This window comes from Streptomyces sp. NBC_01232, from assembly GCF_035989885.1.
Taxonomy (GTDB): Bacteria; Actinomycetota; Actinomycetes; order Streptomycetales; family Streptomycetaceae; genus Streptomyces.
The window spans coordinates 1550821-1573917 of sequence record NZ_CP108518.1 but is presented as its reverse complement, the minus strand read 5'-3'; the positions used below and the strand labels follow the sequence as shown (position 1 = coordinate 1573917).

The following is a 23097-nucleotide window of genomic DNA, read 5'->3' as shown; positions in this document are numbered from 1 at the left end:
GACGCATTGTCAGTGGGCCCCGGTAGGTTCTGGAGCAGTTGCACGAGCAGTTGCACCAACTTGTACCGGAGGTTGTCGCCGTGACCCAGATGCTGCCCGAGTCCTGGCTCCCCGTCCTCGGCGGAGAGCTGGACCAGCCCTACTTCAAAGAGCTCACCGAGTTCGTCGAGAAGGAACGGGCGAACGGGCCGGTCTACCCGCCCCGCGAGCAGGTGTTCGCGGCCCTGGAGGCCACTCCCTTCGACCGGGTGAAGGTGCTCGTCCTCGGCCAGGACCCGTACCACGGCGCCGGCCAGGGCCACGGCCTGTGCTTCTCCGTGCAGCCCGGGGTCAAGACCCCGCCCTCGCTGCGCAACATCTACAAGGAGATGAAGGAGGAGCTCGGTCTGCCGGTCCCGGACAACGGATACCTGATGCCGTGGGCCGAGCAGGGAGTCCTGCTGCTCAACGCGGTGCTCACGGTCCGGGAGGCCGAGCCCAATTCGCACAAGGGCAAGGGCTGGGAGAAGTTCACCGACGCCGTGATCCGCGCGGTGTCCGAGCGGCCCGACCCGGCCGTCTTCGTCCTGTGGGGCGCGTACGCCCAGAAGAAGCTCCCGCTGATCGACGAGGAGCGGCACGTGGTCGTCAAGGGCGCCCACCCCTCCCCGCTGTCGGCCAAGAAGTTCTTCGGGTCCCGGCCCTTCACGCAGATCGACGAGGCCATCGCCGCCCAGGGCCATGAGCCGATCGACTGGCGGATTCCCGACCTCGGCTGACCTCCCACCGCGCCTGGGCGCCATCGCCGGTACCTCCGGCTAGCTTCTTGATGATCAGACCGGAGCAGGTCTGGCAGAGCAAGCCGGAGGCCGTCGTGACGGAGCAGCAGGAGGCGTCGGAAGACGCCGTCATGACCAGGATCGGCCAGGCGGTCATCCTTCTGCACGCCGGGGACCGCGAGGAGGCCCGCAACCGGCTCGGCCAGATCTGGTCCGAGATCGGCGAGGAGGGGGACTCCCTCCACAGGTGCACCCTGGCCCACTACATGGCCGACGCCCAGGACGACCCGGCCGATGAGCTGGCCTGGGACCTGCGGGCCCTGACCGCCGCGGCCGACGTACCGGCCGACGGGCCGGGGACCGGGCCGCCGGGGGAGGGACGGCCCGGGGACGGACGGCCCGGGGACGGATGGTCCAGCGACGACAGGCCCGTGCAGCGGGAGCCGCATCCGGCGATGCGCGCGTTCTACCCGTCCCTGCACCTGAGCCTGGCCGCCGACTACGTGAAACTGCAGCGGCCCGAGGCGGCCCGGGTCCACCTGGCGCGGGCCCGCGCGGCCACCGGCGACCTGTCCGACGACGGGTACGGGAACGGCGTACGGGCGGCCATCGCACGGCTGGAGCGGCGCCTGGCCGCGGAACCGGGATCCGGAGCCGGACCCCGGCCGTTCCCCGAGCAGTCTCCGTAGACCGTCGTCCCCGGACCGCACCGGGCCCGCGCCGCCGCCGGGCGGTCAGTCCGCGTGCACGCCCGCGCAGATCCGGGCCTCCGGGCTGTCGGGGTGCCAGCGGCCGTGCCGGCGGCCCAGCGCGCACACGTCGGCCGGCCGCACCGGCAGCTTGCGCACCAGCTCACGCTCCACCTCGGCATCGGGACGGGCGCGCTGCGGACGGCCGTCCGGCCGCCCGGACGCGCGCTCAGCGGCCCGCCGCGGCTCCGGGATGTCCGGGACCGGCGGCGCCTCCTGCGCGAGCCCGCCCGCGCCGCCCGCTGTGGGGCGCTGTGCGGACCGCTGGGCGGGTGCGGGGGCCGACGGGGCCGCAGGCCGCTCCGGGGCGGTCTCCACCGCCTCCAGCGCCTCCAGGGCGGGCGCCCGTACGACCACGGGGGCGGCCCCCGGCCCACCGCGCGGCTCGTGGCGGGGTGGTACCCCGGCGGCGGGGGTCCCCGCCGGCCGCGCGGGTCCGGGGCTCACATTCACACAGCCGGAGACCGCCGAGACGGCGCAGACGACTCCGAGCAGCAGCGTTGTCGTGGTTCGGGTTGGATGCACTCGCGCAACTCTGCTGTGCGAGGACCCCGTTGCGAAAACCCGGAGCGGATATTCACCCCGCACGGGTGACGGCCACACCCGCCGGATCGTCCCCTCGGGACCGGTCCACGACCTGGTGCTGTGACCGGAAAGGTCCACCGGGTCGCGGCGCCCGGCACACCTTTCCGGCCACAGCACTAGGTCGTCTCTTTCGGATCTTGCTCCCCCAGCTACCGCTGGGAGGTGCCCCCAGGCCCGCGTCGCCCGGCACCGCACCTCGCCGCGTTGTCGGAGCACCGCAGTACGTCCAGTACAACGGCGCTCCTCCGCCTTGCGATGCACGGCACCGGACGACGCGGGCCGACCGACAAGATCCAAAAGAGACGACCTAGTCGCCGGTGGCACCGTCTATCTGCTCGCGCACCAGGTCGGCGTGACCGTTGTGACGCGCGTACTCCTCGATCATGTGGGTGTACACCCAGCGCAGGCTGAACACCTCGCCGCGGTGGTGGCTTCCCGCCTCGGACACCAGGTCCAGCGAACGGCCCGCGACGGCCTGGCGCGCCAGTTCGACCTCGGTCTGCCAGACCTGCTCGGCCTCGGCCCAGGTGGCCTTCTCGGTGAAGTGGAAATCGCCGTCCGGGTCGTCGCCCGTGCAGTACAGCTCGGGGAGGTCCTCGCCCAGGATGATCTCCCTGAACCAGTAGCGCTCCACCTCCGCCATGTGCCGTACGAGGCCGAGGAGGCTCAACTCGGAGGGCGCGAGCGGGGTGCGGCGCAGCTGTTCGTCCTGGAGCCCCTCGCACTTCCATACGAGGGTGGCGCGGTGGTAGTCGAGCCAGCCGTCCAGCATCTCCCGTTCGTCGGCGGTGGTGGCGGGTTCGTTGCGATGTGATCCAGAACTGGTGGTCATGGGCTCATCCTCGGCGAACGAGGCCCCCGCCACCAGGGATTAAGCTGCGGGAATCCCACAAGGAACGAACCTGGAGGCGCCCGGTGAAGGTCGGCTGCATCGGACTCGGCGACATCGCGCAGAAGGCGTACCTGCCCGTCCTCACCACCCGCCCGGGCATCGAGCTGCACCTGCAGACCCGTAACCCCGACACCCTGGAGCGGGTCGGCGCGACCCACCACGTCCCGGCCGCCCGCCGGCACACCGATCTCGACGCCCTGCTCGCCGAGGGGCTCGACGCGGCCTTCGTGCACGCCGCGACCGTGGCTCACCCCGAGATCGTCACACGGCTTCTGGAGGCCGGCGTGCCGACGTACGTGGACAAGCCGCTCGCCTACGGGATCGCGCAGTCGCGGCAGTTGGTGGAAAGGGCCGAGGAGCTCGGGGTCGGCCTCGCCGTCGGCTTCAACCGCCGCTTCGCGCCCGGCTACGCGCAGTGCGCCGACCACGCCCGCGAGCTGATCGTCATGCAGAAGAACCGGGTCGGGCTGCCCGAGGACCCGCGGACCCTGGTCCTGGACGACTTCATCCACGTCGTCGACACCCTGCGGTTCCTGCTTCCCGGCGAGGCCGACCACTTCGACGTCCGGGCGGTGGTGCGCGAGGGGCTGATGCACCAGGTGGTGCTCCAGCTGTCCGGTGCGGGCTTCACCGCCCTCGGCATCATGAACCGCCTGTCAGGCTCCACCGAGGAGATCCTGGAGGTCTCCGGCCGCGACACCAAGCGGCAGGTCGTCAACCTCGCCGAGGTCATCGACCACAAGGGCCAGCCGACCGTGCGGCGCCGCGGGGACTGGGTCCCGGTCGCCCGCCAGCGCGGCATCGAGCAGATCGTCGACCACTTCCTGGACGCCGTCGCGGCGGGCACCACGCTCAGCGCCCGCGACGCGCTGCTCACCCACGAGCTGTGCGAGAAGGTGGTGGGCTCGGCTCTGGAGCAGGCCTCCTGAGCGACCGGCCGCCCGCCACCGCGCAGTACACCGCGAGGGCGGCGAGGGAGGCGGCCACCGGCCAGTCACCGAAGCGGACATAGGGGGTCGTGCCCCGGGCGAGCGGGACCTCGTACACCGCCGCCGTGCTCGCGGAGGTGGGCAGGGCGGCGCCGATCCGCGCGCCGGACGGGCCGTTCACCACACTGATGCCCGTCAGGGTGGCGTGCACCATCGGCCGGCCGTTCTCGGCGGCCCGCAGCGCGGCGAGGGAGGCGTGCTGGGCCGGGGCCCAGCTCTCCTGGAACGAGGAGGTCGCCGACTGGGCGACGAGCAGGGAGGCCCCGTCGCGGGTCAGGCGCCGGCTCATGTCGGGGAAGGCCGACTCGAAGCAGACCAGTGGGCCGACGCGGACGCCGGCGGGCCCGTCCGCCCGCCCGGGCAGGTCCATGACCACCGGGGTGTCGCCGCGCACGCGGTCCTCGCCCGCCGCCCGGCCGACCGAGGTGGCCCAGCCGAACAGCGCACGGGCCGGCACGTACTCGCCGAAGGGGACGAGCCGCATCTTGTCGTACCGGTCGCCGGTGAGCCCCTGAGGTCCCACGAGCACCGCGCTCTTCTGGATCCCGGGGCGGTCCGCCCGCCGCGCGTCCACGTTCACCAGCAGCGGAGCCCCCACCTCCGCCGACAGCGCGGCCAGCCGCCGGGCCAGGTCCGGGCGGGCCGTCAGGTCCGCGCCGACGCTGCTCTCGCCCCACACCACCAGGTCGACCCGCTGCCCGGCCAGCGGCCGGGTCAGCCGCTCACCGAGATCGAACCGCCGCTCCGCACTGTCCGGGCCGTCCGGCACCGGTCCCGGCTGTACGACCGCCACGCGCAGCGTGCCCGTCTCCGCGGGCCGCGCCGCCCAGACCCACACCACCCCCGTCAGCACCACGCAGCCGGTCACCCCCGCCACCGCCGGGATCCGCGCTCCCGGCACCGCGATCAGCAGCACCAGCGCACAGTTCACCGCCACCACCAGCAGGCTGACCAGCCATACCCCGCCCACCGAGGCCAGCCGCAGCGCGGGCGTCACCTGCCACTGGCTCGCCCCCAGCAGGCCCCACGGCCCGCCCAGCCCCTGCCAGGACCGGACCAGCTCCGACAGCAGCCACCCCGCAGGCACGAGGACGAGCGCGCACCAGGCCCGGCCCGCGGCCGGGACCCCGCCGAGGAGCTCCCGCACCAGGAGTGCCCAGGGGATCCAGAGCAGCCCGAGCAGCGCGGCCACCGGGAGCAGGAACACGTGCAGGCTGGGCAGCAGCCAGTGGTGGACGGCCAGGATGAACCCGGCGCCGCCCAGCCAGCCCTCCAGGGCCGCCCGCCGTCCGGTGGGGGCAGACCGCAGCAGCAGCATCCAGGGCACGAGGGCGACGTAGGCGAACCACCAGAGGGCGGGGGCGGGGAAGGCGAGGGCGGGCAGTGCCCCGGCGGCGAGCGCGGCGGGCGCGCGCCATCGAGGGGACCACCACCCCTTGGGCATCGTGATCATGGCGCGCCTCCGCTTCCAGTGTGGCAGTGCAGGACGTCCGGGCCGAGCCGGGCGGGTCCGATCCGGTCACGGCCGGGGGCGGGCCCGTCCGGGACGAGAGCGGCCGGGCCCGTCCCGGGCCGGACCGGGCCCGCCCGGATCACACCGAGATGTGCCGCCACTTCTCGTGCACGGTGACGCGCGTGAGCCGCCAGCCGTCGCGGGTGCGCGCCAGTGCGAAGGTGTAGCGCCCGGCGGCGACGAAGTTGGGCGAGGTGAGCGCGGCGTCGGAGTCCGGACCCGCCAGCCGCATCGGATTGAGGAAGTCCGCCCCCACCTCGGCGCTGTCGCCGGGCGACCCGCCCAGGTCCTCGAGGCGGATCAGCCGGTTGACGATCAGGTGCTGGCGCACCGGGAAGAGCGTCATGGTCTGCGCCAGCCAGTCCGCGACCTCCGCGACCGACCCCTCGATCCCGCCCGCCGAGCTGTAGTCGGCCCTCCCGCCGGCGGTGAACAGGGCCCGGTAGGCGGCCCAGTCACCGTCGTCGACAGCCACCGCATAGCCCGAGACCACCTCGTCGATCGCCAGCCGGTCCATTACCGTCGCGAGATCCACACGCTGAGTCATCGGGTCAGTGTGGGGCTGCGCGGACGCGAGGCCAAGGGCCGTGCGCCCACCGGATCTTCCCGCGGCCGGTCAGTGACCGGAACGGGACTCCCGCTGCCGGACCACGACGAGGAACGCGTCACTGTCCATATCCATGACCACCTCGGCCGGCACGCCCTCGCGCATCCGCTGCGCCGCATACTCCTCGGCGGGCCAGCTTCCCCTCGGACTTCCGGCGGGAAACCGCTCCAGCACCACTCGACCCATGGGACACCCCCTGCTTCTTGCCTTCCGCTCTCTTCAGGGACAACGACGCGCAGGCCGCCCGGGAACGTTCCCGAGCGGCCTGCGGTTCACGCGAAGTGGTGGAATTGGGCTCCGCTACGAGCCGGACTCACCGGCGTGCGGGCTCAGCACGTCCGTGCCGATCAGCACGAACAGCAGGATGCCCAGGAGGATCCGGTAGATCACGAAGGGCATGAAGCTCTTGGTCGAGATGAACTTCATGAACCACGCGATCACGGCGTAGCCCACGAAGAAGGCGATGACCGTCGCGAAGATCGTCGGACCCCAGGAGATGTGGCCCGGGTTCTCCATCACGTCCTTGATCTCGAACGCTCCCGAGGCCAGTACGGCCGGGATCGCGAGGAGGAAGGAGTAGCGGGCCGCGGCCTCGCGGGTGAAGCCGAGCAGCAGACCGCCGGAGATCGTCGCGCCGGACCGGGAGACACCCGGGATCAGGGCCATCGCCTGGCAGAGACCGAAGATCAGGCCGTCCTTCACGCCCAGCTGCTGGAGCGTCTTGCGCTCGCGGATCGCCCGGTGCCGGCCGCCCTCCTCGTCGCGGGCGGCCAGCCGGTCGGCGATGCCGAGCACGATGCCCATGAGGATCAGGGTGGTGGCCGTCAGCCGCAGGTCGCGGGCCGGGCCCACGATCGCGTCCTTGAAGACCAGACCGAGCACGCCGATCGGAATCGAGCCGACGATCACCAGCCAGCCCATCTTGGCGTCCTGCTCGGAGCGCAGCTCCTTGGTGTACAGGGAGCGGAACCAGGTGGAGATGATCCGCGCGATGTCCTTGCGGAAGTAGATCAGCACGGCGGCCTCGGTGCCGATCTGGGTGATCGCGGTGAAGGCCGCTCCTGGGTCGTGCCAGCCGGCGAACGCCGCGGTCAGCCGCAGGTGGGCGCTGGAGGAGATCGGGAGGAACTCCGTAAGCCCCTGGACGAGACCGAGGATTAGGGATTCGAACCAGCTCATGTCGGGGTGCGCTCGTCCTTGTGATCGTCGGGCAGTTCGCGTCCGATGCTAGGGCCCGTGCGAAGCGCCCATGACCACAGGGGGGTGCTGAAGCGTCAGTTCGGGCACCTGATCCTGGGTTCGAGGGGGTGCCAGGCGGTGCCGCTTGCGCCACGCGACGACTCCGGCGCCCACCACGGAGACCACGATGAAGCCGAACGAGACGAGGAACGCGGGCGATCCGGGGGAGGAGGCACTGGCGCCCGCGATCACGTACGCGGTCGTGTTCGGGACGACGCCGATCGCCGTGGCGAGGAGGAAGGGGCCCCAGCCGCAGCGGGACACCGAGGCGCAGTAGTTGGCCACGACGAACGGCACTCCGGGGAAGAGCCGGACGGCGAGCATCGAGCGGAAACCGTGCCGGCTGAGCTGGCCGTCGGCCGCCTCGAGCCAGCGCCCGCGCAGCAACGGCCGCAAAGCCTCCTGGCCCATGATCCGGCCCAGCCCGAAGGCGATACCGGCGCCGAGCACCGTCCCGCCGACCGCCGCCACGAGGCCGAACTGGGTGCCGAAGACGGCTCCCGCAGCCAGATTGAGCAGGGGGCGCGGCACGAAGGCCGACACGCACACGCCGTACGCGGCTGCGAACAGCAGGACCGCGGTGCCCACCGGGAGCCCCGGGGGCCAGCCCTCCGAGAGGATGCGCTGAGGCTCGTACAGCAGCACGCACACGCCGGCCGCCACGAGCAGCACGACGAGCAGCGACAGCCGGGTCCACGGCGCCAGGAGGAGGGACATCCCGGGAGAGTAGCCGACGTATGCGGCGTCGCGCCGTAATCTGGGCCTCATGCTGTCGAACGGCGAGCGACCCCCGGAGGTTCCCCGCAGCGACCTCGCGGACACCCTGCTGGAGCGGCTGACGGGGACGTACGCGCCGGCGGCCGACCCCGAGCGGGCCCGGGCCATGGCCGCCTACATGAAGGACGTCGCACCCTTCCTCGGCATCCCCACCCCGCAGCGCCGGGAACTGTCGAGGACAGTGACCAAGGACACTCCGAAGCCCTCCGGGACGGACTGCGCGGCGCTCGCACTGCGCTGCTGGCTCCTCCCGGAGCGCGAGTACCACTACTTCGCGGTGGACTACCTGCGCCGGCACGTCGCGCGCTGCTCCTCCGGCCTCCTGCCGGTGGTCCGCCACCTCATCGTCACCGTCCCCTGGTGGGACACCGTCGACCTGCTGGCCGCGCACACGGCCGGACCGCTGGTCGCCGCCGACCCGGGGCTCGCGGCCGTGATGGACGAGTGGATCGAGGACGAGAACCTCTGGCTCGCCCGCACCGCCCTGCTCCACCAGCTCCGCTTCAAGTCCGCCACCGACACCGGGCGGCTCTTCGGCTACTGCCGACGGCAGGCCGGCCATCCGGACTTCTTCCTGCGCAAGGCGATCGGCTGGGCCCTGCGGGAGTATGCGAAGACGGACCCGGGCGCCGTGCGCGCCTTCGTCGAGGCCGAAGGCGACACGCTGTCCCCGCTGTCCGTGCGCGAGGCGCTCAAGCACCTCTGACCGCGCGGCGGTTCAGCGGTAATTCATTCGACGCGCCCCGGAGCGTCCGGCAGGATCAGGGGCATGAACCGGTACGCCTTCCTCGCAGCGCCGTCCGCAGTCGCGGACGCGCCGAAGGCTGCCGCAGTCGAAGGCGCATCCGTCTTCGCAGCGTTCTTCGCGCTCTTCTTCGCACCTGTCTCCGCCGCATTCGACGGCGCACGAAGCTGACCCTTCCCGGATCGTCCGGCGGACCCCGCAGGGGGAGGGTCGGCTCGCTTCCGGGGTCCCGTTCCAGCTTCAAGACACGGGAATGAATCATGGCCAAGACGGCCTTCGTGCGCACCAAGCCGCACCTCAACATCGGCACCATGGGTCACGTCGACCACGGCAAGACCACCCTCACCGCCGCCATCACCAAGGTCCTCGCCGCGAGCGGCGGCGCCTCCTTCGTCCCGTTCGACCGCATCGACCGGGCGCCCGAGGAGTCCCGGCGCGGCATCACCATCAACCTCACGCACGTCGAGTACGAGACCGACACCCGGCACTACGCCCACGTGGACATGCCAGGTCACGCCGACTACATCAAGAACATGGTCACGGGCGCCGCCCAACTCGACGGGGCGATCCTCGTCGTCTCCGCGCTCGACGGGGTCATGCCACAGACGGCCGAGCACGTGCTCCTCGCCCGGCAGGTCGGCGTCGACCACATCGTGGTGGCGCTCAACAAGGCCGACGCCGGGGACCCCGAGCTGACCGACCTGGTCGAGCTGGAGGTCCGCGAGCTGCTCACCGCGCACGGTTACGGCGGTGACGCCGCGCCGGTCGTACGGGTCTCCGGACTCGGCGCGCTGGAGGGCGACCCGCGGTGGACGCAGGCGATCCAGGCGCTGCTGGACGCGGTGGACACGTACGTGCCGACCCCGGTGCGCTACACGGACGCGCCGTTCCTGCTGCCGGTGGAGAACGTGCTGACCATCACCGGGCGCGGGACCGTCGTGACCGGCGCCGTCGAGCGGGGCACCGTCCGACTCGGGGACCGCGTGGCGGTCCTCGGCGGCGACGGCGAGCCCGTCGAGACGGTCGTCACCGGGCTGGAGACCTTCGGCAAGCCGATGGAGTCCGCCGAGGCCGGGGACAACGTCGCGCTGCTGCTGCGCGGAGTGCCGCGCGACGGCGTGCGCCGCGGGCACGTGGTGGCCGCGCCCGGCAGCGTGACGCCGCAGCGCCGGTTCACGGCGCAGGTGTACGTGCTCTCCGGGCGCGAGGGAGGGCGTACGACGCCGGTCGCCAGCGGCTACCGGCCGCAGTTCTACATCCGCACCGCCGACGTGGTGGGGGACGTGGACCTGGGCGGGGCCGCCGTGGCCCGGCCCGGGGAGACGGTCACGATGACCGTCGAGCTCGGCCGGGACGTCCCGCTGGAGTCGGGGCTCGGCTTCGCGATCCGTGAGGGCGGGCGGACCGTAGGCGCGGGGACGGTGACGGCCGTACTGGGGTGATCCGGGCCCGACCGGGTCTTCTGGGCCCGGTCCGGGGCCGGCCCCGGACCGACGAGGCTCTTGTGCGGGTCCGATACGGACCCCTCTGTGGTGACGGTGGCCCGGCTGCGCCAGACTGCCGTCACCACAGGCATGAGCGGAGGGGCGGGCGGAGATGGGCGGCGACACGGCACTGGTGCTCGGCGGCGGGGGACTGACCGGTATCGGCTGGGAGTGCGGAATCCTGTACGGGCTCGCCCGCGCGGGAGTGGACCTCACCACCGCGGACCTGGTCGTCGGCACCTCGGCCGGTTCGGTGGTCGGGGCCCAGCTGACCTCCGGACTGCTCACCGCGCAGGAACTGTACGAGCGCCAGCTCGGGGACCCGGCCGGCGAGGCCGTGGCGAAGCTGGGGGCCGGGCTCATAGCCCGCTACGCCGTCGCGATGGCGCGCTCGCGCTCCGCCACGGCCTACCGGCAGCGGGTCGGCGCCCTGGCGCTGGCCGCGGACACCGGCGCGGAGGCGGAGCGGCGCAAGGTCCTGGCCGCCCGGCTGGTCTCGCACGAGTGGCCGGAGCGGCGGCTCGTCGTCACGGCGGTGGACGCGCTCAGCGGTGAGCTCAAGGCGTTCGAGCGGGGCGGCGGCGGCGGGCTCGTCGACGCGGTCTCGGCGAGCTGCGCGGTGCCGGGGGTGTGGCCGCCGGTGACGGTCGGCGGCCGCCGCTTCATCGACGGCGGAATCCGCTCGGCCACCAATGCCGACCTGGCTGCCGGTTATGGACGTGTGGTGATCCTCGCCCCGATGTCGCTCGGCTCCGGGCTGGTACCCAGCCCGTCGGCGCAGGCCGCCCGGCTGCGGGAGGCGGGTGCGCGGGTGCTGCTGATCACCCCGTCGTCGGCCGCCCGCAAGGTGTTCGGGCGCAACGTGCTGGATCCGGCCCGGCGGGACCCGGCGGCTCGGGCGGGCCTGGCGCAGGCCGAGGAGCACGCCCGGGAGGCTGCTGCGCTCTGGTCGGCCGACGCGGCCTGAGGTGTCTGTGGTGCCTGCCCGAAGGGATGGGCCCGGGGCCGCCCGGAGGCCGCCCGAAGCCCGCGTGGCCCCTGCCGGACAATGGAGCGGTGAGCGACGAACAGATCCCGGTCGTCCGGGACGTGGGCCAGGGCACCGCCAAGCTGATGCCGGACGTGGACCGGGACCGGGCGTGGCTGCTGACCGTCGACGGGGCCCCGCAGTCGTATGTGGACCTCGACGATCCGCAGCACCTGGAATTCGAGTACGTACGCCGCCTCGCGCACGTCCTGGACTGCGTCGCCGGGCCGGGTCTCGCGCTGGACGTCCTGCACCTCGGCGGGGGCGCGCTCACCCTGCCGCGCTATGCCGCGGCGACCCGGCCAGGATCCCGCCAGAGCGTCGTCGAGTTCGACGCGGGCCTGGTCGAGCTGGTGGCCGAGCACCTGCCGCTGCCGGAGGAATCCGGGGTCACGGTGCACACGGCCGATGCCCGGGCCTGGCTGGAGGCGGCGCCCGCCGACAGCGTGGACGTGGTGGTGGCCGATGTGTTCGGCGGCTCGCGGGTGCCGGCGCAGCTGACGTCGGTGGAGTACGCGCGGGCGGCCGCGCGGGTGCTGCGGCCCGGCGGGCTGTACGCGGCGAACCTCGCCGACGGGGCGCCCTTCGACTTCCTGCGGGCGCAGGTGGCGAACTTCGCGGAGGCGTTCGGTGAGCTGGCGCTGATCGCCGAGCCGGCGGTGCTGCGGGGGAGGCGCTTCGGGAACGCCGTGCTGCTGGCCTCCGACGCCCCGCTGGAGGTGGGCGCGCTGGCCCGGCGGTGCGCGTCCGACGCGTTTCCCGCCAGGGTGGAGTACGGGGACGGGCTGAGCCGGTTCAGGAAGGGGGCGGTGCCCGTGGCCGATGCGGACGCGGCCCCCTCCCCGGCGCCGCCGGAGGGCGCGTTCAGCCTGGGCTGAGCCGCCGGCGCCGACCGCTGCGTCAGGGCCGGGCAGAGCGCAGGGACGGGCGATGCGTCAGGAACGGGTGCTGCGTCAGGGACCGGCCGGGTCGGCGGGGGACGGCGCCGGATCGGCCGGAGCCCGGGCCGGGCCGACCGGTGCGGGGTCCGCAGGCGTCGGGATCTGACCGGCTGGCGCGAGGGTCTTGCCGTGGGACCTGCGGGTCATGCGGCGGACGTCCGGGACCAGCAGCACGAGGGCGGTGGGCAGGACGACCAGGAGCGCGCAGCCCCACAGGGCCTGGGTGCGTCCGAAGGCCGATTCGGCCGGCCCGGCGAGGGCGGTGGCCAGCGGGAGCATCGACACCGAGCCGAACCAGTCGTAGGCCGTGACCCGGGAGAACTTCTCCTCCGGGATCTCCTGGTGCATGGCGGTCATCCAGTTCACGCCGAACACCTCTATCGCGGCGCCGCTGATGAACATCACCACGCACAGCCCCCACACGGGCAGCGGCACGGCCAGTCCCGCCGAGGGCAGCGCCAGCGGGAACACGCACAGGGTGCCGACCAGCAGCAGCCGGCGCGGTTTCCACGCGATCATCAGGACCGCCCCGGCGATGGTGCCGACCCCGAAGAGGGCCAGGGCCACGCCCCAGGGCGCGGGCCCGCCCAGTTGGTCCCGGGCGACCAGAGGTCCGTAGACCGCGTCGGCGGCGCCCACGACGGCGACCACGACGGAGAACTGGAGCACGATGCTCCACAGCCAGGGGCGGGTGCGGACCTCCACCCAGCCCTCGCGCAGATCGGACAGCAGGCCGCCGCCGGGGGCCCGGTCGGGGACGTGGCTGACGTCGAGGAAGGCGCGCAGGGCGCCGGCGACCGCGAAGGCCGCCGCGTCGGCCGCCAGGACCCAGCCCGGTCCCATCGCGGCGATCATCGCTCCGCCGAGGGCGGCGCCGCCGATGCCGGCGCCGTTCATCGCCATGCGGAAGAGGGCGAAGGCACGGTTGGCGTGTTCGCCGGAGACCGTGGACAGCAGCATGCCCTCGGCCGCGGGGTTGAAGAAGGCGGTGCCGGTGCCGCACAGGGCGGTCAGCAGCATCATCTGCCACAGCTGGGGATCGCCGGTGAGGACGAGGAGGGCGAAGGCGGCCTGCGAGAGGCAGTTGAGGGCGTTGGCCGCGACCATCACGCGGTGGCGGGGCACCCGGTCGGCGACCGCGCCGCCGATGAGCAGGAAGAGTACGAGCGGCAGCGTGCGGGCGGCCGCGACCAGACCGACGTCGCCGCCGGATCCGCCGGCCTCCATCACCGCGAAGGCGGCCGCGATGAGCGCCCCGTGGCTCCCCAGGTTCGTCACGATCGCCGCACCCGTGAGCAGGCTGTAGTTGCGTCCGGCCCAGGCGGGGCGGCGGCTTGCGGGTGTACGGGGTGCTGCGGTGCGGGGAGAGCTCACCCCCGGACTATCCCCGTCCCGGGCCGAGAATCCAAACGGATCTCCGACCCGGGACACGGGACGCGGGGATCACGGGGTGGTGAGCCGGACGGAGCTGAGGATCTTGTCGTAGACGTCGGCCTGGACCTCTTCCTTCACACCGGACGCGCTGATGAGCGCGAAGCTGGCGAAGTCACCGACGGTGTTCTTGAAGGCGAAGCCGATCGCCTTGCCGTCGGTGGAGCACTTGTGCTCCTTCTTCACGTTCGCAGCGGTCGCCACCACGGTGTGGCCCTTGAGGCCGGAGGCGGACGTGAACTCCTTGGGGTCGGTCACCTTGACCGTTCCCTTGGGCTCCTTCTGCGCGAACGCGGCCCAGGCCCAGGTGCCGGTGTTGTCGTGCGCCGCCTGACCGGTGTCCTTGGCGCCCTGGGCACCCTTGACGCCGGCGTCGGCGATCGAGAACTTCTCGACGCGGCCGTCCGCGTTCTTGTCGACCGTGCACCACTCTCCCTTGAAGGTGGCGGTCCCGCTCATGGTGATGACGGGGCTGCCGTCCTTCTTCACCTCGTCCTCGTAGAAGAGGGACACTCCGGATTCGTTGACGTTCCACTCGGGGGGCACGTCGTAGGCGACGCCGTACTTCGTGTTGACGACGACCTTCCAGCCCGGGATGACGGGCTGGGCGCTGCCGCCGGCCCGCGGGTTCGCGCTGCTGCCGGCCGGGGCGGGTGCGTCGGAGACCGGCGCCGAGGAGCTGGCCGCCGGCGGCTTGTCGTTGGCCTCGGTGTTCTTGTCGTCCCGGGTCAGGACGAACGCGCCGGTCCCGGCGGCCGCCACGACGACCGCGGCCGCGGCGACGATGGCCACGGTCTTCGTCGAGTACGGGCTCCCACCGCCGCCCTGGGGCTGCTGGGGCATCTGGGGCTGGCCCCACTGCTGGCCGGGAACGGCCTGCGGCGGCTGGTACCCCGGCTGCTGCGGGTATCCGTAGCCGGGCTGCTGCTGGTACGGGTTCGGCTGCCCCGGCTGCTGCTGGTACGGGTTCTGTTGCGCGTCCTGAGGGTTCTGTTCGCCCCCGGGCGGCTGCTGCTGTCCTGGCCACATGGCCGGTAACGATAGTGGCCGTGACCGTGAGGAGCCACGGCCACCCCCTGGCAAGCTCTGGCCAACGAGAACTACCCGCGGGTAACATCGCGTTTCATGAGCGCAGATCAGATGAACGTGGGCGAACTGCTCGCCGCGACGGTGCCGATGGCCCGGACCCTGAACCTCCAGTTCCTGGAGACCACCCCCGAGCGCGCGGTCGTCCGGCTCCCGGACCAGCCCGACTACCACAACCACGTCGGCGGCCCGCACGCCGGCGCCATGTTCACCCTCGCCGAGTCCGCGAGCGGCGCGATTGTCCTGGCCGCCTTCGGCGACCAGCTCTCGCGCGCCGTGCCGCTCGCCGTCAGGGCCGAGATCGGCTACAAGAAGCTCGCCAAGGGCGTCGTCACCGCCACCGCCACCCTCGGCCGCCCGGCCGCGGAGGTCGTCGCCGAACTCGATGCCGGCGGCCGCCCCGAGTTCCCGGTCACCATCGCCATCCAGCGCGAGGACGAGGCCGTGACGGGCGAGATGACTGTCATCTGGACCCTGCGCCCCAACGCGTAGCGACCGGCGAGCGCCGTACGGCAAGCAGCGCGTCCACTGGCCGGTACCCCCTGGAGTCCGTCGCACGACGACGGAGGGAGCGCCCGTAGCCGCGGTCGCCCGGCGCGACGCCGACGGCGCAGCGCCGCTGCCGGAGGGCTGAACCTGGGCGCCGCGGTGGCGCGCCCCGGCGGACCCGGCGGGCGTACGGAGCACAGTGGGCGCGGGAGCGGTCCGGCGCGGGCCGCTCCCGCCGACCCACGCCGCAGGGAGCGCCCATGAGCGACGCCGTGTCCAGACGTTCCGCGATGCGACTGCTCGCGGCGGCGGGCACGGCGGGCGCGGCCCTCGGAACCGGCGCCTGCGCACCCGGGGTACCGCCGGGCGCGGGCGCCCCGGAGGTGCCGCCGGCCGCTCCGGCCGTCCCCGCGCCCAAGGGCGCCGCCCGCATCGACGCCCTCCTCGAGCGGCTCACCCTCGACGAGAAGACCGCCCTGCTGCACGGCGCCCGGGACCCCGCCCCGCTCGGCCAGGCCGGATACGTGCCCGGCGTGCCGCGCCTGGGCATCCCGGCGCTGCGCCTCGCCGACGGACCCGCCGGGGTACGGGTCGCCAGACCCGCCACCGCACTGCCCGCGCCGGTCCTGCTCGCCTCCGCCTTCGACCCGGCGCTGGCCCGCGAGTACGGCCGGGTCATCGGCCGCGAGGGCCGGGCGCTCGGCCAGGACGTCCTGCTGTCGCCCATGGCCAACCTGATCCGCACCCCGTACGCCGGCCGGAACTTCGAGACCTTCGCCGAGGACCCCGGGCTCACCGCCGACCTGGTCGGCGAGATGATCCGCGGCATCCAGGACGAGGGCCTCATCGCCACCGTGAAGCACTTCGCCCTCAACAACCAGGAACACGGCCGCGACACCGTCGACGTGATCGCCGCCGAACAGACCCTGCACGAGACCGAGCTACGCGGCTTCGAGGCCGCCGTGGCGGCCGGCGCGGGCGCCGTCATGGGCGCCTACAACAAGGTCAACGGCGTCCACGCCTGCGAGAGCAAGCCACTGCTCGACGAACTGCTGCGCGGAAGCTGGGGGTTCGACGGCTGGGTGATGTCCGACTGGGACGCCACCCACAGCACCGTCGCCGCCATCGGCGCCGGCCTCGACATGGAGATGCCCGGCGGCACCCACTTCGGCGGGCCGCTGCGCCAGGCGGTGCGCGGCGGCTCCGTACCGGAGGAGGCCGTCGACCTCGCCGTCCACCGGATCCTGACCACCATGGACCGCTTCGGGCTGCTCGCGGCCCGGCCCGCCGCCCGGCCCCCGCGCGACGCCGCCGCCGGGGCGCGGACCGCCCGCAAGGTGGCCACAGCAGGGGCGGTGCTGCTGCGCAACGAACGCGGCACCCTGCCGCTGACGGGCGCCGCCGCCCGCTCGATCGCGGTGATCGGGCCGACCGGACAGGTGCCCTTCGTCAGCGGCGGCGGCAGCGCACACGTGATCCCCGACGGGGCCGCCGCCCCGCTCACCGCCATCCGGCAGCGGGCCGGGAAGGGCGCGGCCGTGCGCTACGCCCTCGGCGAGGACCTCTACGGACGCCCGCTCCCGGCGGGGCTGCTGACCCCGGCCGCCGACCTCGACGAGCGGGCCGTGGACCCCGGGCGCGTCTGGAGCCACCAGGGGGAGTTCCGCCTCGCGGCCGACGACGAGTGGACCCTGCTCGTCCACTACACCGGGAAGAGGCCCGTCGTCCGCCTCGACGGGGAGGAGCTGTTCCCCGTCCGCCAGGGCGTGGCCGAGTACTTCGCCGGAGGGCTGCTGGGCTCCGCGCCCGACGGGATGAGCGTCCGCCGCCGCGCCCTCGCCCTCAAGGCGGGCACCCACCGGCTCGCCGTGACCGCCGAGGGCGGGGACAAGGGCCAGCGCTTCCGGCTCCGGCACACCACCGGAGCGATCCGCGCCGCGGACCTCGCCGAGGCCGTGAGGACCGCGAAGTCGGCCCGCAGTGTGGTCCTGTTCGCCTACGAGGACGCCACCGAGGGCAGGGACCGGACCTCGCTGGCGCTGCCGGGAGGGCAGGAGCGGCTGATCGAGGCGGTGACCGCCGCCAACCCCCGTACGACCGTAGTGCTCAACACCTCCTCCAGTACGACCATGCCGTGGCTCCCGCGTACCGGAGCGGTCCTCCAGATGTACTACCCGGGACAGGAGGGCGCGGGAGCCACCGCCGACCTGCTCTTCGGGGACGTGGACCCGGGCGGGCGGCTCACCCAGACCTTCCCGGCCGACGAGCGGTCGACCCCGGTCGGCGGCGACCCGCTGCGCTACCCGGGGGTGGGCGGCAGGCAGGAGTACTCCGAGGGCGTCCACGTGGGCCACCGCTGGTACGACGCGCAGCGCGTGACCCCCCTGTTCCCCTTCGGGCACGGGCTCTCGTACACCACCTGGCAGTACGAGCAGCTCACCGTCCGGCCGGAGCGCGGAGGGCTGCGCGCGGAGTTCACCGTCCGCAACACCGGTCGGCGCAAGGGCACCGAAGTGGCCCAGGTGTACATCGGCCCGTCCACGGAACTGGAACTCGACCAGCCGGTTCGCGCACTGGCCGGCTACCGGCGGCTCGTCCTGGCACCGGGCCAGGCGCAGCGGGTCACCGTCGACATCGCGGCGCGGGCGCTGTCGTCATGGGACCCGGAGCAGCACCGCTGGGTGCTCGGCACCGGCCGCCGGACGGTGTTCGCCGGCCGTTCGTCGCGCGAACTGCCACTGAGGTCCAAGGCGGTCGTGACGAGCCGATAGGCTGCCCGTTCGGCGTGTCACAGGGGGCGCGCCGGCGACGACTCGGGAGGACGTACCGGTGCACATCCAGGAATGGCTGGAGACGATTCCGGCGGTCAGCATCTATCTCCTGGTGGGTCTGGTCATCGGGCTGGAGAGCCTCGGCATCCCGCTGCCGGGAGAGATCATCCTGGTCAGCTCGGCCCTGCTGGCCTCGCAGCACGGGGAGGTCGACCCCGTGATCCTGGGCCTGTGCGCCATCACCGGGGCGATCGTCGGTGACTCGATCGGCTATGCGATCGGCCGCCGGGGCGGCAAGCCGCTGCTGGAACGGCTGGGCCGGCGCTTCCCCAAGCACTTCGGACCGCAGCAGGTGGCGCTGGCGGAACGCTCCTTCGAGAAGTGGGGCATGTGGGCCGTCTTCTTCGGCCGGTTCGTGGCGCTGCTGCGGATCTTCGCAGGGCCCCTGGCGGGCGTGCTGCACATGCCGTACTGGCGCTTCCTCGTCGCGAACGTCCTCGGCGGCATCCTCTGGGCGGGCGGCACCACGGCCGTCATCTACTCGGTCGGGATCGTCGCCGAGCCGTGGCTCAAGCGGTTCTCCTGGCTGGCCCTGGGGCTCGCGGTGCTGTTCGGGCTCGCGGTGACGCTGGTGGTGCGCAGCCGGATGAAGAAGGCGGCCGCGGCCGTCGGGGCCGCCGAGGCGGAGATCCCGGCGCAGCAGTCCGCCCCGGCCACAGTCGGCGAGTGACGGCAGCGGAGCCGACCGAGCCGGACTGGTCCGACGAAGGCCGGTCGGACGAGTACCACCCCCTGGCGAACGGGCTGGGCCGCGCGGCGGAGAAGGGCGACTCGGCCCGGGTGCGGTCCCTGCTGGCCGGGGGAGCCGAGGTCGACGCCTGGGTCCCCGGAGGACGGCGGGCACTGGACCTGGCCGTCTGCGCCGGGCACGCGGAGGTCGTCCGGTTGCTGCTCGCGGCCGGCGCCGACCCCCGGATCGTCGCGGGCCCTTACGACGAGGCGACGCCGCTGGTCCTGGCCGCGATGAACGGCTACGCGGACGTCGCCCGGGCCCTCCTCGACGCCGGCGCCCCACCGGGCGGCCCCGCGGGCCGGATCCGCTCCGTGCCGCTGATCCTGGCGGCCACCGCCCCGGAGGGCGGGAGCCCGGAGCTCGTGGACCTGCTGCTGGACCGGGGCGCCGACATCGAGGAGATGAAGCGGGACTGCACCGCGCTCGACTGGGCCGCCCGCTCCGGCTGCCCGGCCACGGTGGAACGGCTCCTCGAGCGGGGCGCCGCCCTCACCGAGCGGACCTTCCGGGAAGGCGTTGCGGGACAGAGGGCCACCGGCAGCACGAGGCCGGGCCCGGGCACGCGCCACGACGAGTACCGGACCGTCAGAGCCCTGCTCGTGGCCGCATGGAATTCCCGTTAGGCGTCCGGGGTGACCGAGGCACGGTGCTGCTTGGCCAGCTCCACGTACATCAGGGCGTTGACCTTGATGCCCTCGCGCTCCTCGTCGGTCAGCTCGCGGCGGACCTTGGCGGGCACGCCCGCGACCAGCGAGCCGGGCGGGACGATCATTCCCTGCGGGACCAGTGCCTGCGCGGCCACCAGGGAACCGGCGCCGATGACCGCGCCGTTCAGCACGGTCGCCCCCATGCCGATCAGGCAGTCGTCCTCGACGGTGCAGCCGTGCACGACGGCGTTGTGGCCGATGGAGACGCGCTCGCCGATCGAGACCGGGAAACCGGGGTCCACGTGGACCGTGCAGTTGTCCTGCACGTTGCTGTCGGCGCCGAGCGTGATCGGGCCGCAGTCGGCGCGCAGCACCGCCGAGTACCAGATGCTCGCTCCGGCGGCGAGGGTGACCTCGCCGAGCACGACCGAGGTCGGGGCCGTGAAGGCCGTCGGGTCGATGTCGGGGTTCTTGCCGCCGACACCCGCCACGAGTGCCTGGGCCGCCTGGTGCGTCATGTTCTCTTCCTCTGCCGTCTGTCGTCCGGTTGCCGCGCTAACGGCACCGTAGGCCACGCGCACCGCCGGATCCGCGATGGGGTGAAGATCACAGGAGTGCGGCCGGGGCGTCCGGGGTCCGGCGCACTACCGTGGCCGGGTGCCGAAGAAACAGAACACGTTCTCATCTCTGACGGCCGCGCGCCGCCGGCTGGCGAGCCGCGTGGTCCACACCGGCTGGCGCTGGATGCAGCAGGCCGGTGCGGTGACCGCGCAGACCCCGGGGCGGCTGCGGTTCGGTGCGATCGGCGAGGGCACCCGGCTCGCCTTCCCGCAGGGCACGGTCTTCGGCGAGCGGTGGATCCGGATCGGCTCGCACTGCATCATCGGCGAGCAGGTCACCCTCACCGCCGGGATGATGCCGGACCTCGACCTGGGGGCCGAGCCGATGCTCGTGCTCGGCGACGGGGTGGTCATCGGCCGCAACAGCCATGTCATCGCCGACGCCCGGATCACCATCGAGTCGAACACCTTCTGCGGTCCCGGGGTCTACATCACGTCCACCAACCACAGTTACGACGACCCGCACGAGCCCGTCGGCCGGCAGTGGCCGCGCAGCGAGCCCGTGGAGATCGGCCCGGGGTGCTGGCTCGGCACCGGAGCGGTGATCCTGCCGGGCGCACGGCTCGGGCGCAACGTCGTGGTGGCCGCGGGGGCCGTCGTACGGGGCGACGTACCGGACCATGCCGTGGTGGCGGGGGCCCCGGCGCGCATCGTGCGGCGCTGGCAGCCCGAGACGGGCTGGCAGCCCCCGCTGCGCACGCCCGCGCCGGTGCCGATCCCGGACGGGATGACCCCGGAGCAACTGCGCGGACTGGCCGAGCTCACGGAGGCCGAGCTCGCGGAGGCCGAGCACGCGTAGGGGTGGGCCGGTGGGTCAGCCCGCGGCCAGGAGAACCGTTCCGGCGAGGGCGAGGCCCGCACCCGCCGCCTGGACCGTGCGCAGCCGTTCCTTGAGCACGGCGAAGGCGGCCAGCGCGGTGATCACCGGGTAGAGCGAGGACAGCACGGCGGCCATGGTGACCGGACCGTTCTGGGCGGCTATGGAGTACGTGCCGTTCGCCGCGACATCCGCGAGGCCGACGAAGGCCAGCGCGGGCAGCAGCCCCCACAGGACCCGCGGGCCGGTGCCCGCCGGGAGGGCTGGTATGCCGCGCCGGGTCTGCGCCCACAGGGCTGCGCCGCCGACGGTGACATTGGTGACCCGCTGTACGAACAGGGCGAGGAACAGCCCGGTGATGGTGCTGGACGCCTCTGATATCAGGGCCATCACCGCACCGAAACCGAAGGCCGCGACCAGGGTGAGGATGACGGCCTGCCGCTGGACGGGCGCGCCGCGCAGCTCGGGGCCGCCTGCGAGGACGATGCCGACGACCGCCACCGCGATCCCCGCGAACTGGCCGAGTCCGGGCCGCTCGCCCAGGATCAGCCCCGCGGTGACGGGCACGACCACGCCGAGGGAGCCGAGCGGCGAGACCACGCCCATCGGGCCGAGGGCCAGCGCTTTGTAGAAGCTCAGCATGGCGACCGGCCCGACCAGGCCCGCACCCACCGCGAACCACAGTTGCGGTCCGGCCTCCCGCCAGGCGCCGGTGCCGAGGACCACCGCGCCGAGCACGACCACGGCGACGATCTGCGAGACGACGACCACGGTGAGCGCCGGTATCCGGCGGGTCAGCAGCCCGCCGCCGAAGTCGGCGAGCCCCCACAGCACGGCTGTGGCCAGAGCGAAGAGGGCGGTCATGGGGGTCCTCGCAGTACAGTGCAGTGAACGCTGGAGTGCAGCATCGAATACAGAACACGTTAGTGCACTCTGTTGGACTGTGTCATCCAAAATATTGGACGGAATGGTGTCGGATCTCGAACAGCTCACCCAGGCGCTCGCCCGGAACCTCAAGCGGTGGCGCGGTGAGCGCGGCTTCACCCTGGACTCCCTGGCGGCCCGCGCGGGAGTGAGCCGAGGGATGATCATCCAGATCGAGCAGGCCCGTACGAACCCCAGCGTGGGCACCACGGTCAGGCTGGCCGACGCACTGGGGGTCAGCATCTCCGCGCTCCTCGACCACGACCGGGGCCCGCAGGTCCGGATCGTCCCGCCGGACCAGGTGGTCCGGATCTGGTCCAGCGAGGCGGGCAGTTCGACCACGATGCTGATCGGCACCGACGAGCGCGGGCCGATGGAGCTGTGGACCTGGCACCTGGTGCCGGGCGAGGGGACGGACTCCGTCCCGCACCCGTCCGGCACCATCGAGATGCTGCACGTCACGGCCGGGGAGCTGACCCTGGTGGTCGGGGACGAGGAGTTCCGCGTACCGGCCGGGGCCGCCGCCACCTTCGAGGCCAACCTCGCCCACGCCTACCGCAACGACGGCTCTGTACCGATGGAGATGACCCTCGCGGTGTCGGTGCCCCCGGTGTCGGCGCCGCTGTCCGCGCATGCGCACGGGGGCTCGTCGGCCGGTTAGAGCGCGGGGATCTCGATCGCCGGGCAGCGGTCCATCACCATGGCCAGTCCCGCCTCGCGGGTGCGGGCGAACGCGGCTTCGTCGATCACACCGAGCTGGAACCAGACGGCCTCGGCGCCGACCGCGGCCGCCTGGTCGGCCACCGGGCCGGCCAGCTCGCTGTTCACGAAGACGTCCACCACGTCGACCTTGAACGGGATGTCCGCCAGCGAGGCGTAGCCGGGCTCGCCGTGCACGGTCTCCGCCTTGGGGTGCACGGGGACCACGCGCTTGCCGAAACGCTGGAGCACGCGGGCCACCCCGTAGGCCGCGCGGTCCTGGTTGTTCGAGAGACCCACCACGGCCCAGGTGTCGCCGAGCTCGGTGAGGATCTTGCGGATGGTTGCCGGGTCGCCGTACACGTGTGCCGCCTCCTGGTGTTCTCGTCCCCGCCGGCCCTGTCGGCTGCTTCTCCACCGCGTAGGACCGGCGCTCAGCGGCATCAACCGAAAACCGGCGGGCGCGATTCCCGGGCGCCGGTGCCCGCTTCCGCTCCCGGGGCCGCCCCGTAGT

General features: G+C 73.1%; 26 protein-coding genes. 14 read left to right on the top strand and 12 right to left on the bottom strand.

Annotated elements, in window-relative coordinates:
- The first annotated feature begins 89 nt into the window (after positions 1-89).
- Together OG444_RS07420 and OG444_RS07415 are read left to right on the top strand one after the other, a co-directional pair.
- Positions 90-758, top strand: a complete 669-nt coding sequence (locus OG444_RS07420; RefSeq protein WP_327266689.1) for a uracil-DNA glycosylase — start codon at positions 90-92, stop codon at positions 756-758.
- A gap of 95 nt (positions 759-853) precedes the next feature.
- Entirely contained in the window at positions 854-1447 is a 594-nt protein-coding gene (locus OG444_RS07415; protein WP_327266688.1) for a hypothetical protein, read from the top strand.
- Positions 1448-1492: 45 nt separating this feature from the next.
- On the opposite strand, the gene OG444_RS07410 is transcribed toward OG444_RS07415, so the two are convergent.
- Positions 1493-2032 carry a hypothetical protein gene (locus OG444_RS07410; protein ID WP_327261386.1) on the bottom strand — a complete coding sequence of 180 codons (540 nt, stop codon included), beginning with the start codon at positions 2030-2032 and terminating at the stop codon, positions 1493-1495.
- Positions 2033-2399: 367 nt separating this feature from the next.
- Complete coding sequence (locus tag OG444_RS07405; RefSeq protein WP_327261385.1) at positions 2400-2924, bottom strand: DinB family protein; 525 nt, start codon at positions 2922-2924, stop codon at positions 2400-2402.
- An 83-nt stretch (positions 2925-3007) separates the two neighbouring features.
- On the opposite strand from OG444_RS07405, the gene OG444_RS07400 reads away from it, so the two are divergent.
- Positions 3008-3913: a Gfo/Idh/MocA family protein gene (locus OG444_RS07400; protein WP_327261384.1), complete on the top strand. Its 906-nt coding sequence runs from the start codon at positions 3008-3010 to the stop codon at positions 3911-3913.
- Here the strand turns inward: OG444_RS07400 and lnt are convergent.
- The 5 genes from lnt to OG444_RS07375 form a co-directional block, all read right to left on the bottom strand.
- Positions 3858-5426, bottom strand: a complete 1569-nt coding sequence (lnt, locus tag OG444_RS07395) for an apolipoprotein N-acyltransferase (protein WP_327261383.1) — start codon at positions 5424-5426, stop codon at positions 3858-3860. The genes OG444_RS07400 and lnt overlap by 56 nt on opposite strands.
- 139 nt (positions 5427-5565) lie before the next feature.
- The gene (locus OG444_RS07390; RefSeq protein ID WP_327261382.1) at positions 5566-6033 is read right to left on the bottom strand and encodes a nuclear transport factor 2 family protein; all 468 of its coding nucleotides are present in this window, start codon (positions 6031-6033) and stop codon (positions 5566-5568) included.
- Between the two features lie 69 nt (positions 6034-6102).
- Positions 6103-6279, bottom strand: a complete 177-nt coding sequence (locus OG444_RS07385) for a hypothetical protein (RefSeq protein WP_199920758.1) — start codon at positions 6277-6279, stop codon at positions 6103-6105.
- Positions 6280-6393: 114 nt separating this feature from the next.
- Positions 6394-7272 (bottom strand): undecaprenyl-diphosphate phosphatase, encoded by an 879-nt coding sequence (locus OG444_RS07380; RefSeq protein ID WP_327261381.1) that lies wholly within the window; start codon positions 7270-7272, stop codon positions 6394-6396.
- Between the two features lie 48 nt (positions 7273-7320).
- Positions 7321-8049, bottom strand: a complete 729-nt coding sequence (locus tag OG444_RS07375; protein WP_327261380.1) for a TVP38/TMEM64 family protein — start codon at positions 8047-8049, stop codon at positions 7321-7323.
- A 49-nt stretch (positions 8050-8098) separates the two neighbouring features.
- On the opposite strand from OG444_RS07375, the gene OG444_RS07370 reads away from it, so the two are divergent.
- The 5 genes from OG444_RS07370 (at position 8099) to OG444_RS07350 (ending at position 12243) form a co-directional block, all read left to right on the top strand.
- Positions 8099-8815 carry a DNA alkylation repair protein gene (locus tag OG444_RS07370; protein WP_327261379.1) on the top strand — a complete coding sequence of 239 codons (717 nt, stop codon included), beginning with the start codon at positions 8099-8101 and terminating at the stop codon, positions 8813-8815.
- A gap of 63 nt (positions 8816-8878) precedes the next feature.
- Entirely contained in the window at positions 8879-9025 is a 147-nt protein-coding gene (locus OG444_RS07365) for a hypothetical protein (protein WP_327261378.1), read from the top strand.
- Positions 9026-9114: 89 nt separating this feature from the next.
- Positions 9115-10296, top strand: a complete 1182-nt coding sequence (tuf, locus tag OG444_RS07360; protein ID WP_327261377.1) for an elongation factor Tu — start codon at positions 9115-9117, stop codon at positions 10294-10296.
- 154 nt (positions 10297-10450) lie between these two features.
- On the top strand, positions 10451-11305 hold the full coding sequence (locus OG444_RS07355; RefSeq protein WP_327261376.1) for a patatin-like phospholipase family protein: 855 nt from the start codon (positions 10451-10453) through the stop codon (positions 11303-11305).
- Between the two features lie 146 nt (positions 11306-11451).
- A complete protein-coding gene (locus OG444_RS07350; protein WP_327266687.1) occupies positions 11452-12243 on the top strand; it encodes a spermidine synthase in 792 nt (263 codons plus the stop codon).
- A gap of 75 nt (positions 12244-12318) precedes the next feature.
- Here OG444_RS07350 and OG444_RS07345 read toward each other — a convergent pair whose 3' ends face one another.
- Positions 12319-13680, bottom strand: coding sequence for an MFS transporter (locus OG444_RS07345; RefSeq protein ID WP_327261375.1), 1362 nt, complete (start codon positions 13678-13680; stop codon positions 12319-12321).
- Between the two features lie 69 nt (positions 13681-13749).
- Entirely contained in the window at positions 13750-14766 is a 1017-nt protein-coding gene (locus OG444_RS07340; RefSeq protein WP_327261374.1) for a hypothetical protein, read from the bottom strand.
- 96 nt (positions 14767-14862) lie between these two features.
- On the opposite strand from OG444_RS07340, the gene OG444_RS07335 reads away from it, so the two are divergent.
- The 4 genes from OG444_RS07335 to OG444_RS07320 all read left to right on the top strand — a co-directional run bounded on the left by OG444_RS07335 (position 14863) and on the right by OG444_RS07320 (position 19499).
- On the top strand, positions 14863-15315 hold the full coding sequence (locus OG444_RS07335; protein WP_327261373.1) for a DUF4442 domain-containing protein: 453 nt from the start codon (positions 14863-14865) through the stop codon (positions 15313-15315).
- Positions 15316-15572: 257 nt separating this feature from the next.
- Entirely contained in the window at positions 15573-18083 is a 2511-nt protein-coding gene (locus tag OG444_RS07330) for a glycoside hydrolase family 3 protein (RefSeq protein ID WP_327261372.1), read from the top strand.
- Positions 18084-18141: 58 nt separating this feature from the next.
- Positions 18142-18813: a DedA family protein gene (locus OG444_RS07325; RefSeq protein ID WP_327261371.1), complete on the top strand. Its 672-nt coding sequence runs from the start codon at positions 18142-18144 to the stop codon at positions 18811-18813.
- Positions 18810-19499 (top strand): ankyrin repeat domain-containing protein, encoded by a 690-nt coding sequence (locus OG444_RS07320; protein ID WP_327261370.1) that lies wholly within the window; start codon positions 18810-18812, stop codon positions 19497-19499. The genes OG444_RS07325 and OG444_RS07320 overlap by 4 nt, the downstream gene beginning before the upstream one ends.
- Here the strand turns inward: OG444_RS07320 and OG444_RS07315 are convergent.
- Complete coding sequence (locus tag OG444_RS07315) at positions 19496-20041, bottom strand: gamma carbonic anhydrase family protein (RefSeq protein ID WP_327261369.1); 546 nt, start codon at positions 20039-20041, stop codon at positions 19496-19498. The two genes, OG444_RS07320 and OG444_RS07315, sit on opposite strands and share 4 nt — an antisense overlap.
- Before the next feature lie 139 nt (positions 20042-20180).
- On the opposite strand from OG444_RS07315, the gene OG444_RS07310 reads away from it, so the two are divergent.
- A complete protein-coding gene (locus OG444_RS07310; RefSeq protein WP_327261368.1) occupies positions 20181-20942 on the top strand; it encodes an acyltransferase in 762 nt (253 codons plus the stop codon).
- Between the two features lie 15 nt (positions 20943-20957).
- On the opposite strand, the gene OG444_RS07305 is transcribed toward OG444_RS07310, so the two are convergent.
- Positions 20958-21824 carry a DMT family transporter gene (locus OG444_RS07305; protein WP_327261367.1) on the bottom strand — a complete coding sequence of 289 codons (867 nt, stop codon included), beginning with the start codon at positions 21822-21824 and terminating at the stop codon, positions 20958-20960.
- Between the two features lie 106 nt (positions 21825-21930).
- Between OG444_RS07305 and OG444_RS07300 the strand changes: the two genes are divergently transcribed.
- Positions 21931-22545, top strand: coding sequence for a helix-turn-helix domain-containing protein (locus OG444_RS07300; RefSeq protein ID WP_327266686.1), 615 nt, complete (start codon positions 21931-21933; stop codon positions 22543-22545).
- Here the strand turns inward: OG444_RS07300 and OG444_RS07295 are convergent.
- Positions 22542-22946, bottom strand: a complete 405-nt coding sequence (locus OG444_RS07295) for a CoA-binding protein (RefSeq protein WP_327261366.1) — start codon at positions 22944-22946, stop codon at positions 22542-22544. The genes OG444_RS07300 and OG444_RS07295 overlap by 4 nt on opposite strands.
- Positions 22947-23097: the final 151 nt, after the last annotated feature.